Annotated in this window: 12 protein-coding genes and 1 pseudogene; 8 read left to right on the top strand and 5 right to left on the bottom strand. The window is 72.1% G+C overall.

Annotated features, from left to right (window positions below; all coding sequences use genetic code 11):
• The first annotated feature begins 29 nt into the window (after positions 1-29).
• The 5 genes from ACIO3R_RS11155 (at position 30) to ACIO3R_RS11135 (ending at position 6,542) form a co-directional block, all read left to right on the top strand.
• Positions 30-2,708: a beta-N-acetylglucosaminidase domain-containing protein gene (locus ACIO3R_RS11155; protein WP_385036762.1), complete on the top strand. Its 2,679-nt coding sequence runs from the start codon at positions 30-32 to the stop codon at positions 2,706-2,708.
• Between the two features lie 175 nt (positions 2,709-2,883).
• Positions 2,884-3,852 carry an NADPH:quinone oxidoreductase family protein gene (locus ACIO3R_RS11150; protein WP_385036764.1) on the top strand — a complete coding sequence of 323 codons (969 nt, stop codon included), beginning with the start codon at positions 2,884-2,886 and terminating at the stop codon, positions 3,850-3,852.
• Positions 3,849-5,036, top strand: coding sequence for an acyl-CoA dehydrogenase family protein (locus tag ACIO3R_RS11145; RefSeq protein ID WP_385036766.1), 1,188 nt, complete (start codon positions 3,849-3,851; stop codon positions 5,034-5,036). Before ACIO3R_RS11150 ends, ACIO3R_RS11145 begins: the two co-directional genes overlap by 4 nt.
• Complete coding sequence (locus ACIO3R_RS11140; RefSeq protein ID WP_385036768.1) at positions 5,033-6,151, top strand: acyl-CoA dehydrogenase family protein; 1,119 nt, start codon at positions 5,033-5,035, stop codon at positions 6,149-6,151. Before ACIO3R_RS11145 ends, ACIO3R_RS11140 begins: the two co-directional genes overlap by 4 nt.
• Before the next feature lie 196 nt (positions 6,152-6,347).
• Positions 6,348-6,542 (top strand): hypothetical protein, encoded by a 195-nt coding sequence (locus ACIO3R_RS11135; RefSeq protein ID WP_385036770.1) that lies wholly within the window; start codon positions 6,348-6,350, stop codon positions 6,540-6,542.
• 30 nt (positions 6,543-6,572) lie between these two features.
• Here the strand turns inward: ACIO3R_RS11135 and ACIO3R_RS11130 are convergent.
• A pseudogene (locus ACIO3R_RS11130) lies at positions 6,573-6,932 on the bottom strand (MerR family transcriptional regulator); the annotation flags it as partial.
• A gap of 26 nt (positions 6,933-6,958) precedes the next feature.
• On the bottom strand, positions 6,959-7,720 hold the full coding sequence (locus ACIO3R_RS11125; protein ID WP_385036772.1) for an SDR family NAD(P)-dependent oxidoreductase: 762 nt from the start codon (positions 7,718-7,720) through the stop codon (positions 6,959-6,961).
• Positions 7,721-7,981: 261 nt separating this feature from the next.
• Between ACIO3R_RS11125 and ACIO3R_RS11120 the strand changes: the two genes are divergently transcribed.
• Positions 7,982-8,749, top strand: a complete 768-nt coding sequence (locus tag ACIO3R_RS11120) for a hypothetical protein (RefSeq protein ID WP_402105155.1) — start codon at positions 7,982-7,984, stop codon at positions 8,747-8,749.
• Positions 8,750-8,808: 59 nt separating this feature from the next.
• Here the strand turns inward: ACIO3R_RS11120 and ACIO3R_RS11115 are convergent, their stop codons facing one another.
• From ACIO3R_RS11115 to ACIO3R_RS11105, 3 genes are all read right to left on the bottom strand, one after another.
• A complete protein-coding gene (locus tag ACIO3R_RS11115; protein WP_402105154.1) occupies positions 8,809-9,171 on the bottom strand; it encodes a DUF779 domain-containing protein in 363 nt (120 codons plus the stop codon).
• A 128-nt stretch (positions 9,172-9,299) separates the two neighbouring features.
• On the bottom strand, positions 9,300-9,998 hold the full coding sequence (locus tag ACIO3R_RS11110; RefSeq protein ID WP_385036778.1) for a response regulator: 699 nt from the start codon (positions 9,996-9,998) through the stop codon (positions 9,300-9,302).
• Positions 9,995-11,593 carry an ATP-binding protein gene (locus ACIO3R_RS11105; RefSeq protein WP_402105152.1) on the bottom strand — a complete coding sequence of 533 codons (1,599 nt, stop codon included), beginning with the start codon at positions 11,591-11,593 and terminating at the stop codon, positions 9,995-9,997. The genes ACIO3R_RS11110 and ACIO3R_RS11105 overlap by 4 nt, the downstream gene beginning before the upstream one ends.
• Positions 11,594-11,811: 218 nt before the next feature.
• Here ACIO3R_RS11105 and ACIO3R_RS11100 point away from each other — a divergent pair, with 218 nt between their 5' ends.
• The gene (locus ACIO3R_RS11100; RefSeq protein ID WP_385036782.1) at positions 11,812-12,627 is read left to right on the top strand and encodes an ABC transporter ATP-binding protein; all 816 of its coding nucleotides are present in this window, start codon (positions 11,812-11,814) and stop codon (positions 12,625-12,627) included.
• The gene (locus ACIO3R_RS11095; RefSeq protein ID WP_385036784.1) at positions 12,617-13,480 is read left to right on the top strand and encodes an ABC transporter permease; all 864 of its coding nucleotides are present in this window, start codon (positions 12,617-12,619) and stop codon (positions 13,478-13,480) included. The genes ACIO3R_RS11100 and ACIO3R_RS11095 overlap by 11 nt, the downstream gene beginning before the upstream one ends.
• Positions 13,481-13,508 lie beyond the last annotated feature (28 nt).

Here is a 13,508-nt window from a genome sequence, read left to right as displayed (position 1 = left end):
TGATGACTTGAGTGATCAATGGAGGATCTGTGACGCCTCGCCCACCCCGCCTCACCGCTCTCGCCGCGGCGGCGACCCTGCTCGTCGGCGGCCTGCTGGCCGCCGGGCCGTCCGCACAGGCGGCCGGCACCACCGGGACCGGCACCCCGGCCAAGGCCCAGGACAGCCCGGGGACCCCGGCCATCACCCCGACCCCGCAGTCCGTGAAGCGCCGGTCCGACCGGATCACCATCACTCCCACCGTCACCGTGGTGGCGGGCGAAACGGCCGACGCGTCCTCGCTCGACGTGGTGGAGACCGCCCTGAAGCAGGCCGGTGCGCAGCGCGTCGTCCGGGGCACCCGGGCGTCCGCGAGCGGGCTGACCGTCCATGTCGGCGACCCCGGCGCGCTCACCGCCCAGAAGCTCGAAGGCCCCGCCGGGCTGCCCGCCGACGGATACGTCCTCGGTATCGGCGCGGACCGCGTCGTTCTCGCGGGCAAGGACACCACCGGCACCTACTACGCCGCCCAGAGCCTGCGTCAGATCCTGCCGCGGCAGAAGCGGCCGGGTGCCCGGGTCGGCGGACTCGCGGTGCGCGACTGGCCGGGCACCGCGCTGCGCGGCGTCATCGAGGGCTTCTACGGCACGCCCTGGTCGCACAAGGCCCGCCTGGACCAACTGGACTACTACGGCGAGCACAAGATGAACATCTACGTGTACTCGCCCAAGGACGACGCCTACCTCCGCGAGAAGTGGCGCGACGCCTACCCGGCCGACCAGCTCGCGCAGATCAAGGAGCTCACCGGCCGCGCGGTCCAGCGCCACGTCGAGTTCACCTACGCGCTCTCGCCCGGACTGTCGGTCTGCTACAGCTCGGACGAGGACGCCAAGGCGCTCGTCGACAAGTTCCAGACGATCTGGGACATCGGCGTACGGACCTTCGCGGTGCCGCTGGACGACATCAGCTACACCGACTGGAACTGCGACGCCGACAAGGCGAAGTGGGGGACCGGCGGCGGCGCGGCGGGAGCCGCGCAGGCGTACCTGCTGAACCGGGTCAACAAGGAGTTCATCGCCACCCACCCCGGCGCCCAGCCGCTCCAGATGGTCCCCACCGAGTACTACGACGTCAGCGAATCGGCGTACAAGAAGGCCATCTCCGAGCAGCTCGACCCGGATGTGCTCGTCGAATGGACCGGCGTGGGAGTCGTCGCACCGACCATGACGGTGGCTCAGGCCGACGCCGCCCGTGCGGTGTTCGGGCACCCGATCCTGACGTGGGACAACTACCCGGTGAACGACTACGCGACCGACCGGCTGCTCCTCGGCCCGTACAACGGACGTGAGAAGGGCCTGCCGGGCAGACTCGCGGGGATCACCGCCAACCCGATGATCCAGCCGTACGCCTCGAAGCTCTCGCTGTACACCGTCGCGGACTACTCCTGGAACGACGCCGCTTACGACCCGCGCACCTCGTGGGGCAAGGGACTCAAGGAGTACGCGGGTGGCGACGCCCGCACCGAGCAGGCACTGCGCGCCTTCGCCGACGCCAACTACAGCTCCGCGCTCAACACCGACAAGGCCCCGGAACTGGCGGCGGAGTTCGCGCGCTACTGGAAGTCCGGCGACTCCAAGCGGCTCACCACCGTGCTCGGAAACCTCGGTGCGGCCCCCGCCCGGCTGCGCGCGGCCCTTCCGGACCAGGGCTTCATCGAGGACTCCGGCCCCTGGCTGGACGCCACCGAGTCCTGGGCGACCGCGTCCCGCACCGCTCTGCGCATGGTCGACGCGGCCCGCGCCGGGAAGGGCGCACAGGCCTGGGAGCTCCGGCAGCAACTGCCGGCGCAGGTCGAGCGGGCCAAGTCCTTCGTGTACACCGGCCTCGACGGCCGCAAGGTACCGGTCCTCGTCGGTGACGGGGTGCTGGACGCGTTCATCGGGGCCGCCACCGCCGAGCACGACCGGATCCTCGGCGTGAGCGGCCGGCCGACCGCGTCGACGAGCCTCGGGACGTACCAGAACAACACCGCCGCCCGCATCCTCGACGGCGACGACTCCACGTACTTCTGGAGCGACGGGGCGCCCGCCGTGGACGATCAGCTCACCGTCGACCTGGGCGAGTCCAGGGACATCGGCGACATCACGCTCGCCATGGGCAAGCCCGGCAGCACCGACGACTACCTCCACGAGGGTGTGCTGGAGTACTCGGCCGACGGCAAGAGCTGGCAGCAGCTCACCGCCTTCTCCGGGAAGGCCGAGGTCACGACGGCCGCGCCCGCCGGTACGAAGGCGCGCTATGTGCGGGCGCGGGCGACCGCGGGCCAGACCAGCTGGGTCGTCGTCCGTGAGTTCCACGTCGCGACCACGGACGGCGCGGTCACGGGCAACCCGCCCGCGGCCACCGGATCCGCGCTGAGCGCGGCGGCCGACGGGGACCCGGGCACGGTCTACCGGGGCGCACGCGCCCCGGAGGCCGGTGAGTTCCTCGAACTGGGGCTCGGCACCGCGCGTGCGGTCGGCTCGGTCACGGTTCTCCGGCCGGCCGGCGCCAAGGGCGCCGCGGACATCCAGCTGCGGAACGCGGACGGCGACTGGCGGACCGTCGGCAGGCTCGGCGGGACGTACACCACGGTCGACGCCCACGGCCGGACCGCCGACGCGGTGCGGCTGGCCTGGCGCGAGGGCGCCGCCGCGCCGCAGATCGCGGAGGTGGTGGTGGGGAAGTAGCGGGTACCTCCCGCCGTGCGTCCGGCGCCCCCGCGATCCTGCGGACGGGGCCGGGCGCACAGTCATGTCACCGTCCGGCGCGAACGGTCACCCGCAGGCTGTTCCCAGAGGGGCAAGCGACCGCTTAGTATGCGCCGGAGCAGTGGTAATGCCGACAGTGTTGTGGAGGCCCCTCATGCAGGCATGGCGAGTGCACCGGAACGGCGAGCCGAGCGAGGTGATGCGGCTGGAGGAGACGGACCGGCCCACGCCCGGCGACGGGCAGGTGCTCATCGAGGTGCTCGCGGCGAACATCAACTTCCCCGATGCGCTGCTCTGCCGCGGCCAGTACCAGGTGCGGCCCCCGCTGCCGTTCACGCCCGGCGTGGAGATCTGCGGCAGGACCGGCGACGGGCGCCGGGTGCTCGCCACCCCCGCCCTGCCGGACGGCGGATTCGCCGAGTACGTCGTCGCGGACGAGACAGCCCTGCTGCCCGCCCCGGACGCCCTGGACGACGCAGAGGCCGCCGCGCTGCACATCGGCTACCAGACCGGCTGGTTCGGACTGCACCGACGGGCGAACCTGCGGGCCGGTGAGACGCTGCTCGTCCATGCGGCGGCCGGTGGCGTCGGCAGCGCCGCCGTCCAGCTCGGCAAGGCCGCCGGTGCGACCGTCATCGGGGTGGTCGGCGGCGCCGAGAAGGCGAAGACCGCCACCGCGCTCGGCTGCGACCTGGTCATCGACCGGCGCACCGAGGACATCGTCGCGGCCGTCAAGGAGGCGACCGGCGGGCGCGGCGCCGACGTCGTCTACGACCCGGTCGGCGGCGACGCGTACGCCAAGTCCGTCAAGTGCATCGCCTTCGAGGGCCGGGTGATCGTCGTCGGCTTCGCCAGTGGCGTCATCCCCACCCCGGGCCTCAACCACGCCCTGGTGAAGAACTACTCGGTCGTCGGACTCCACTGGGGCCTGTACAACACCAAGGACCCGCAGGCGGTCCGCGACTGCCACCGGGAGCTGACCCGGCTCGCCGCCGAGGGCGTCATCAAGCCGCTGATCAGCGAGCGCGTCACGATGGACGGAGCGGCGGCGGCCGTCCAGCGTGTCGCCGACGGCACCAGCACCGGCCGCATCGTCGTCCTTCCGTCAGGAGCCGCCCGATGACCGCCCCCGACGCGGCCGGACTCCGCCGCCTCACCCGGGAACTGCTGGCCGCCCACCCCCCGGCCACCACCGAGCGCACCGACTTCCTCAAGGCGCGCTTCGACGCCGGACTCGCCTGGGTGCACTACCCGGCCGGACTCGGTGGCCTCGACGCCCCGCGCTCCCTTCAGCCCGTCGTCGACGAGGAACTCGCCGCGGCGGACGCACCGGACAACGATCCGCGCCGCATCGGCATCGGCCTCGGCATGGCCGCCCCGACCGTCCTCGGCTACGGAACCGACGAGCAGAAGCAGCGCTTCCTGCGCCCCCTGTGGGTCGGCGAGGAGGTGTGGTGCCAGCTCTTCAGCGAGCCGGGCGCCGGCTCCGACCTGGCCGCCCTCGGCACCCGCGCCGTCCGCGACGGCGAGGACTGGGTGGTGGACGGGCAGAAGGTGTGGACGTCCAGCGCCCACGTCGCGCGCTGGGCGATCCTCATCGCCCGCACCGACCCCGACGTACCCAAGCACCGCGGCATCAGCTACTTCATCTGCGACATGACCGACCCCGGGGTCGAGGTGCGGCCGCTGCGCCAGATCACCGGCGAGGCCGAGTTCAACGAGGTCTTCCTCACCGGCGTGCGCATCCCCGACAGCCGCAGGCTCGGCGCGGTCGGCGAGGGCTGGAAGGTCGCGCAGACCACGCTCATGAACGAGCGCGTCTCCATCGGCGGAGCCCGTGTCCCGCGCGAGGGCGGCATGATCGGCCCGGTCGCCCGGACCTGGCGCGAACGCCCCGAACTGCGCACCCACGATCTGCACCAGCGTCTGCTCACCCTCTGGGTGGAGGCCGAGGTCGCCCGGCTCACCGGGGCGCGCCTGCGCCAGCAGCTCGTCGCCGGACAGCCCGGCCCCGAGGGCTCCGGGATGAAGCTCGCCTTCGCCCGGCTCAACCAGGAGATCAGCGGCCTCGAAGTCGAACTTATGGGCGACGAGGGCCTGTTGTACGGCGACTGGACGATGCGCCGGCCGGAACTCGTCGACTTCACCGGACGTGACGCCGGTTACCGCTACCTCCGCTCCAAGGGCAACTCCATCGAGGGCGGCACGAGCGAGGTACTGCTCAACATCGTCGCGGAACGCGTGCTCGGCCTGCCCGTCGAGCCGCGCAACGACAAGGACGTCGCCTGGAAGGATCTGTCCCGATGACCGCACGTACCGAAGAGGGCCAGGCGCCCGATCTGCTGTACTCCGAGGCCGAGGAGGATCTGCGGGCCGCGGTCCGCTCGCTCCTCGACGACCGGTGCGCCGCACCGGAGGTGATCGCCCGCACCGAATCGGGCACGCCGTACGACCCGCAGCTCTGGAAGGCGCTCGCCGCCGACATCGGCGCCGCCGGACTCCTGGTGCCCGAGGAACTCGGCGGGCAGGGCGCCGGCCACCGCGAGGCCGCGGTGGTCATCGAGGAACTCGGGCGCAGCGTCGCCCCGGCGCCGTACCTGACCAGCTCCGTCGTCGCCACCGAGACGCTGCTGGCGCTCGGCACCCAGGACGGGCCGGTGGCCGGACTCCTCACCGAACTGGCCGCGGGCCGCAAGGTCGCCGTGCTCGCCGTCCCCTTCTCCGCCGCCGAACCGGGCACCACCGCCGTCACCGCCGCCCTCGACGGCAGGCTCGGCCAGGTCGCCGACGCGGCCGCCGCCGATGTCCTGCTGGTGCCCACCACCGACGGCCTGTACGCCGTCGCGGCGGACACCGCCGGTGTCGCCGTCGAGCCGTGCGTCTCGCTCGACCTGACCCGCCCGCTCGCCACCGTCACTCTGACCGGCGCCACCGGAACCCGCCTCGCGGACGCCGGGACCGCTCAAGCGGCGGTCCGCGGAGGGCTGCTGGCCGGAGCCGGACTCCTCGCCTCCGAACAGCTCGGACTCGCCGAGTGGTGCCTGACCGAGACGGTCCGGTACACCCGCGAGCGCCACCAGTTCAACCGCCCGGTCGGCTCGTTCCAGTCGCTCAAGCACCGGATGGCGCAACTCTGGCTGGAAGTCGTCTCTGCGCGGGCGGCGGCGCGCAACGCCGCGGACGCGCTGGCCACCGGCAGCCCCGAGGCTCCGCTCGCGGTGGCCGTCGCCCAGGCGTACTGCTCCGGGGTCGCCGTCCACGCGGCGGAGGAGTGCGTCCAGCTCCACGGCGGCATCGGGATGACCTGGGAGCACCCCGCGCACCTGTACCTGAAGCGCGCCAAGGCCGACTCGATCGCGTACGGCACCGCGGGCCGCCACCGCGACACCGTCGCGGAACTGATGGAGCTGCCCGCTCCGTGACACCGGGCGGGAGCACGGGCCGGCGTGCTCCCGCCGACGAGCCCCGGTACGACTGGCTGACCGGGTCCGCCGGGACCCGTCGGCGGCATCCCAGCCGTACCCGTTTGGCGGACACGCCAGCGCGCCGGACGGCTCCTCCGCTACGCCAAACTGGCCGCCGAATGCCGCGATTCAGGCGCGGCGGAGGAGGTTGGCCATGGCCATTTCGATCTCACTGGTGCTGCTTCTGGTGATCCTCGCGGTGATCTTCCTGCGCAACGGCGGGCTGAAGATCTCACACGCGCTGGTCTGCGGCCTGCTGGGGTTCTTCCTCGCGGGGACGAGCATGGCGCCCACCATTCAGGAGGGCATCATGGCCACCGCCGATGTCGTCAGCAGCATCAGGCCCTGAGCCTCTCGCCGGTCCGGTCGCTCCGTCCGGCGGGGCCGGGTCACCGGACAGCGCCCGGAGCGCCGCTGCCAGCCGGTCCCGCGCCTCCGTCTGGGCGGCGATCCGCGCTTCGAGGACCCCCAGCCGCTCACGGGCGATCCGCAGGCCTCGCGCGGAGGGCGGGGACGCGACGACATCGCCGTCCAGGCAGGGCAGGAATGCCCGCACGTCGTCCAACGTGAGCCCGGCGGCCAGCAGATGACGGATATTGCGGACCCGGACCGTCGTGCGCGCCTCGTACACGCGGTAGCCGTTGGCGGCCCGCTGCGAGGTGATCAGCCCGGCCTGCTCGTAGTGGCGCAGCGCACGCGCGGTCGTACCGGTGGCCCCGGCCAGTTCACCGATCAGCACCCCCACCACCTCCCCGTCCACTCTTATCACGCGACCACCGCACCACCGTCGACCGGGAGAATCGCACCGGTGATGAACGAGGCGTCGGGTGAGGCGAGGTACGTGATCGAGCGGGCCACCTCGACGGGTGTGCCGCGCCGGCGCATGGGAGTGTGCGCCAGCTGCCATTCCCGGAGCGCCGCCAACTGCTCGGGTGTCAGTCCCTGGTGCTTGCCGATCGGTGTGCCGATGGCGCCGGGTGCGACCGCCACGACGCGGATGCCGCGCGGCGCGAGCTCGACCGCCCAGGTGCGGGTGAACAGCTCCATGGCCGTCTTGGTGGCCGCGTAGACGGAGCCGCCCGGCCACCCCCGCTGCCCGATCGACGTACTGATGTTCACGATGACGCCGTCGGAGGCCTCCAGCAGCGGCAGCGCGGCCTGGGAGAGCAGGAGGGGCGCGACCAGGTTGGTGGCGATCTGCGGCTCGATCATCTCGGTGGTGACGGTGCCGAGCGGGGCGCTGCGGACCACGGCGGCGTTGTTGACCAGGACATCGAGCCGGCCGTACGTCTCCTGTGCGGTGCGGATGATCCGCTCGGGCTCGCCGGGGCCGGTGATGTCCGCCACCAGCGGCACGATCCGGTCGCTTCCGGCGGCGGTCTCCTCGAGCGGGCCGGGGCGCCGCCCGATGGCGAGAACGGTGGCGCCCTCGGCGGCGAAGGCGTGGGCGGTGGCGCGGCCGATGCCGGTTCCGGCTCCGGTGATGGCGACGACGCGGTGGTCGCAAGGCGCTGGGCTGCTGTTCATGGGGCAATCGTTCAACCCTGCCGCCAGCGGTAAGGTCAAGCAGCGGCACGGAATCGCGCACGGGCGGTCCCGACCGGTCCCGGTCTGTACCGGAACGTGTTGATTGCGGTCATTCTGTTACGTCGTGCGGTCATGCGGGGACCCTGGGCATTCGGGTATGAAACGGTCCGCCGGGGTACCGGACTGCGCGTACCGTGGCCCCGTCCGGCCCGGCAACGGCTGCCGGGCGCCGCACCGAACCGGGACCCGGAGAACGCAGCCATGTCATTGCCGCCACTCGGACGTGAACCGGGCGCCGTGCACCACGAGCACTGCAACAGCAGCCGCTGCTGCCGCTGCCAGCAGCGGCCCTGGACGTCGGCCGTCGGCTTCGAGCGGCTCTGCGGCCTGTGCGCCTCCTGCTGCCGGGAGTGCGGCCGGGCGCCCGCCCGGCATCTGGACGGGCTCGACCACGGACTGTGCGGCGACTGCCGAGGCCTGTGCAGCCGGTGCCGCACACCCCTGTCGGCGGACGGCGACTGCCAGTGCCGGAAGTGGCAGCGGGCCGGGGCGGACCCGGTCGGCTATCTCCTGCACGCCCTGCCGCCGCCGCTGATGAGGGAGTTCGGCGGCCGCTACCCGGCCGAACTCGTCGAGATGATCCACCGGGAGCTGGGCCGGCGCAGCGCGGATCAGCTCCTGGACCGGATCGAGCGCCGGTGGAACGCCCGCTGGGCCCATACGCTCCAGGAGAAGGACGAGGACGGCCGGCGCCGCTGGCCGCCTCTGGAGATCGCCGGGCATCTGCTGCGCGCGGCCCTCTGCGACGACCCGCAGTGCGAGGACGGCCGGCTGATCCACACCGACACGGCGTGCTCGCGGTGCGCGCATGCGCTGCACCGGTTCCTGCCCGCCCAGACGGACCACAGGGCGACCCCGGACCGGGCCAGGAGCACGGCCGCCGAGATCCGCCGCGAGCTGCTCGACCGCCGCACCGGAGCGCGGCGCGCAGCCGGCGGACCGCGGCGGGGCAAGGGCCTCCCGGCGTGACGCACGGCCTGCGCGGGCGGCACCGGCCGCCGCCGGGACCGTGCGTGCCCGGTGTCCGGTCAGCCGCCCACCAGCCGTGAGCGGATCAGGAACCGCACCCCCTCCGGGGCCTCGAGCGAGAACCCGCTGCCCCGGCCCTCCACCACGTCGACGATCAGCCGGGTGTGCGCCCACACCTCGAACTGGCTCCTCGACATCCAGAACGGAATGGTCTCCGCCACCCCGGCGACCTCAAGGGATGCGAGCAGCACATCGGAGCCGCCGGTACGGAACTCACCGTCCTGGTAGCACATGGGCGCACTGCCGTCGCAGCAGCCGCCCGACTGGTGGAACATCAACGGCCCGTGCAGCTCGCGCAGCCGCCGCAGCAGATCGGCGGCCGCGGGGGTGAGTTCCACCGGGGGCGCGTCCGTGGAGCTCATGGCTGCCGTACCTCGGATCGGTTCACGGATCGGCCTCTCTCGTGGCACCGCGGGGAACGCGGTGCGCGCATGGCCCTCATACAACCCGGCCGGACGTTGCAGAGGGGTTGCGCGGACCGGCACCGTCCTCAGCCCGCCGCCGCCCAGGCGTAGCGGTGTTCCGGGCGGCCGGTGTCCCCGTACTTGAGACTGAGGCTGATCCGGCCCGCCCCCTCCAGGTACTTGAGATAGCGGTGGGCGGTCGAGCGGCTCAGACCGGCCCGCGCGGCGACCTCGTGCGCGGACAACGGCTCACCGGCCGCCGACAGGACCTGGCGGATGACATCCGCGGTGGGCGCCGAGTGACCCTTCGGGAGCCCGGCCGCGGAAACGGCCTCCGAGGTGCGCAGCGCCCCGAAGATCTGGTCGACCTGCTCCTGACCGGCCTCGCCGCGCCGGCTCTCCACCCCCTCCAGGGTGCGCCGCAGCGTCGCGTAGCTCTCCAGTTTGGAACGCAGACCGCCGAAGTTGAACGGCTTGACCAGGTACTGGAGAGCGCCGTAGCGCATCGCGGTCCGGACGGTCACCACGTCGCGGGCGGCCGTCACCATGATCACGTCGGCCGGGTGGCCGATCTGGTGCAGCTGACGCACCAGCGTGAGCCCCGTCCGGTCCGGCAGATAGTGGTCGAGCAGGATCAGATCGACATGCTCGCGTTCGAGAACCGACAGGGCCTGCGCCGCCGTGTGGGCGCGGGAGACGACGCGGAAGCCCGGCACCTTGGCCACGTACGCCGCGTTGATCTCCGCCACCCGGAAGTCGTCGTCCACCACCAGAACGTCTATCACTGCGCCTCTCCCACTTCGGCTCGCTGCCGGACGGCCAGCGCCTCCGGCAGAACGACGGTGAAGACCGCGCCGCCGCCCGCCCTGGCCGTGACCCGGGCCGCGCCGCCGTAGCGCTCGGCGAGGCGGCGCACCAGCGCCAGGCCGAGGCCGCGCTCCCGGTGGGCCGGGGACTCCTTGGTGGACCAGCCCTCGGTGAAGATCTGCTCCCGCACGGCGACGGGCACCCCGGGACCGTTGTCGCTGACCCGCAGCACGGCCGTGGTGCCCTCGGCGAGCAGCTCCACCTCGACGAGCGTGGCGACGTCCAGCGCGTTGTCGATGAGATTGCCCAGCACGGTCACCAGATCTCGCGGGTCCACCACGACGTCGGGCAGCCGGGTGGCGGGGGAGACCAGCAAGGACGCGCCGCGTTCGGCGGCGACGGCGGATTTGCCCACGAGCAGCGCCGACAGCAGCGGATCGTTCACGCGCTCGGCGACCTGCTCGGCCGAGGCCCGGTGCCCGTCGGCCACCTCGGTCACGAACTCCACCGCCGCCTCGTGCCTGCCGAGCTCCAGCAGACCCAGCAGGGTGTGCAGCCGGTTGGCGTGCTCGTGGTCCTGGGCACGGAGAGCGTCGAGCAGTCCGTGCGTGGAGTCCAGCTCGCGGCCGAGCAGTTCGAGTTCGGTACGGTCGCGCAGCGTCACGACGGCCCCGCCGTCCCCGGTCGGCATCCGGTTGGCGATCAGCACCCGCCCCCGGGAGACGGTGAGCAGGTCGGCGCCATCGACCCGGCCCGCCAGCACCTCCGCGGTACGCCCCGGCGGCAGCACCTCGCCCAGCGGGCGCCCGACGGCGTCCGGGGTCAGCTCCAGCAGCCGCTGCGCCTCGTCGTTGAGCAACCGGATCCGTCCGCGCGAGTCGAGCGCGAGCACCGCCTCCCGGATGCTGTGCAGCATCGCCTCGCGCTCGTCCAGGAGCGCGGAGATGTCCGCGAAGGCCAGACCGTGGGTGTTGCGCTGGACGCGCCGGGAGACGACGAGCGCCGCCAGTACCCCTGCGGCCAGCGCGGCTCCCGCGTACTGCAGGAGTACCGGAATGGTGCCGAGCAGCCCCTCCCGGACGCTCTGGTACGCGATGCCCACCGAGACGGCCCCGACCACGGTGCCCGCCCGGTCGCGCAGCGGGACCTTCGCTCGGGCCGAGCGCCCCAGGGTGCCGATGTCGATCTGCATGACCTCGCGGCCGGCCAGCGCCGAGCTCGGATCGGTCGAGACGCGCTCGCTGATCCGGTCGGTCTCGGTGTGCGACCAGCGCACCCCCCGGGTGTCCATCACCACGATGTACAGCGCCCCGGTGGCCCGCCGGATCCGCTCCGCCTCGGCCTGTACGGGCCCGGAGGGGCTCGGCCGGGTGTTCAGCAGCTTGTCCACCAGACCGGGTTCGGCGGCGGTGGTCTGGGCGATGGACAGGGCCCGGCGCATCGCCTGGTCATCGAGTTCGTGGCTGAGCGGGGCGAGGAAGAGCCCGGTGACGAGCATGACCACCCCCGTCATGATGACCACCTGGGTGAGCAGGACCTGGGCGAAGACACGACGGGGCCAGTGCATGCGCATGTCCGTGTCCTCTGTTCTCCCGCGGCCCTCGAATCCGGTTCTCCGATCCGTTCGGTGTAAACGCAAGGTAAACGCCGCTGACCTCGCTGCCTACCCCTCGTCTCCGCTTCGTTGTACGGGCGTGAGCACAATGAGCAGAACTGCGGGTAACAGGCAGAACCCGGAGTTGTGAGCGCAAGGCTCCCGCCGCGGCCGGACCGCCTCTAGCGTCCCGCCCCATGAACAGCGAAACGAGCCCCGCCATCGAGCTGCGGGGGGCGAGCAAAGCGTTCCCGACTCCGTCGGGGGCGCTCCACACCGCCGTACGCGACCTGGACCTGACGATCGGCAGGGGGGAGTTCGTCGCCGTCGTCGGCCCGACCGGATGCGGCAAGTCCACCACCCTGACCCTGATCAGCGGACTGGAGGAACCCACTGAGGGGGAGGTCCTGGTCTCCGGCGAGCCGGTACGCGGCATCGGCGACAAGGTCGGCTTCGTCTTCCAGCAGGACGCGGTCTTCCCCTGGCGCACCGTCCTGTCCAATGTCATGGCCGGCCCCCGCTTCCGGGGCGTGCCCAAGGCGGAAGCGAGGGAACGCGCCCGCGAATGGCTCGCCAGGGTCGGCCTCACCTCCTTCGAGGACCGCTATCCGCACCAGCTCTCCGGGGGCCAGCGCAAGCGGGTCGCACTCGCGGCGACGTTCGTCAACGACCCGGAGATCCTGCTCATGGACGAGCCGTTCTCGGCCCTCGACGTACAGACCAGGGCCCTGATGTCCGACGAGCTGCTGGAGCTGTGGGGCGGCACCGGGGCCTCCGTCGTCTTCGTCACCCACGACCTGGAGGAGTCCATCGCGCTGGCCGACAAGGTGGTCGTGATGACCGCCGGACCGGCCACGGTCAAGGAGGTCTTCGAGATCGGCCTGCCGCGGCCGCGCAAGGTCGAACAGGTGCGGCTGGAGCCCCGGTTCCTGGAGATCTACCGCGAGATCTGGTCGTCGCTCGGCGAAGAGGTCCGCATCACCCGCGAGAGGGGTGCGGCCGATGCCGCCTGAGACCGTCACCATGGATGCGCCCGTGACCAAGACCCGGCGGACCGAGGCCAGGGCGAAGGCCGCCCGCAACCGCAGGATGCTGGTGCTCGCCAGCCGGATCGCCGTGCTCGTCGCGGTCGTCGGGCTGTGGGAATGGCTGGCCAGGACGGCCGTCATCGACCCGTTCAACTTCTCCATGCCGTCGAAGATCTGGGACCAGATCCGTACCTGGGTGACCGACGGCACCGCCCAGGGCTCCCTGTGGGAGCAGATCTGGTACACGCTCTACGAGGCGCTGCTCGGCTGGATCATCGGCGTGATCGCCGGTGTACTGCTCGGCATCGCGCTGGGACGCGTCCGCTTCGCCGCCGATGTGCTCGGCCCGTACATCAAGGTCCTCAACGCGCTGCCGCGCATCGTGCTCGCCCCGATCTTCCTGATCTGGTTCGGCCTCGGCCCGGCGTCGAAGGTCGCCTCCGCGGTCGTCCTGGTGTTCTTCCCGGTCTTCTTCAACGCCTTCCAGGGCGCCAGGGAGGTCGACCGCAACCTCGTCGCCAACTCCCGCATCCTGGGCGCCAGCAACCGGCAGGTGACCCTTCAGGTGGTCATTCCCTCGGCCACCTCGTGGATCTTCACCAGCCTCCATGTCAGCTTCGGCTTCGCGCTGATCGGCGCCATCGTCGGTGAGTACATCGGTGCCACGAAGGGGCTCGGCCTGCTGGTCGCCGCCTCGCAGGGCACCTTCAACGCGGCGGGCGTCTACGCCGCCATGGCCATCCTCGCGGTCGTCGCCCTGCTCGCCGAGGGGCTGCTCACCTTCCTGGAGAAGAAGCTCTTCCGCTGGAAACCGGCCGAGGCCGACACCGCGCGCTGAGCCGCGCCGCCCCGCTCCTTTCTCCTCA

The organism is Streptomyces sp. NPDC087428, assembly GCF_044744085.1.
Taxonomy (GTDB): domain Bacteria; phylum Actinomycetota; class Actinomycetes; order Streptomycetales; family Streptomycetaceae; genus Streptomyces.
The sequence above is the reverse complement of the archived record's forward strand: the minus strand, read 5'-3'. Positions and strand labels throughout refer to the sequence as shown.

Bases quoted from the DNA above. Each gene is read 5' to 3' on its own strand.
- ACIO3R_RS11150 (WP_385036764.1), top strand. From the start codon at position 2,884: ATGCAGGCATGGCGAGTGCACCGGAACGGCGAGCCGAGCGAGGTGATG.
- ACIO3R_RS11145 (WP_385036766.1), top strand. From the start codon at position 3,849: ATGACCGCCCCCGACGCGGCCGGACTCCGCCGCCTCACCCGGGAACTG.
- ACIO3R_RS11140 (WP_385036768.1), top strand. From the start codon at position 5,033: ATGACCGCACGTACCGAAGAGGGCCAGGCGCCCGATCTGCTGTACTCC.
- ACIO3R_RS11135 (WP_385036770.1), top strand. From the start codon at position 6,348: ATGGCCATTTCGATCTCACTGGTGCTGCTTCTGGTGATCCTCGCGGTG.
- ACIO3R_RS11125 (WP_385036772.1), bottom strand. From the start codon at position 7,720: ATGAACAGCAGCCCAGCGCCTTGCGACCACCGCGTCGTCGCCATCACC.
- ACIO3R_RS11120 (WP_402105155.1), top strand. From the start codon at position 7,982: ATGTCATTGCCGCCACTCGGACGTGAACCGGGCGCCGTGCACCACGAG.
- ACIO3R_RS11115 (WP_402105154.1), bottom strand. From the start codon at position 9,171: ATGAGCTCCACGGACGCGCCCCCGGTGGAACTCACCCCCGCGGCCGCC.
- ACIO3R_RS11105 (WP_402105152.1), bottom strand. From the start codon at position 11,593: ATGCGCATGCACTGGCCCCGTCGTGTCTTCGCCCAGGTCCTGCTCACC.
- ACIO3R_RS11100 (WP_385036782.1), top strand. From the start codon at position 11,812: ATGAACAGCGAAACGAGCCCCGCCATCGAGCTGCGGGGGGCGAGCAAA.
- ACIO3R_RS11095 (WP_385036784.1), top strand. From the start codon at position 12,617: ATGCCGCCTGAGACCGTCACCATGGATGCGCCCGTGACCAAGACCCGG.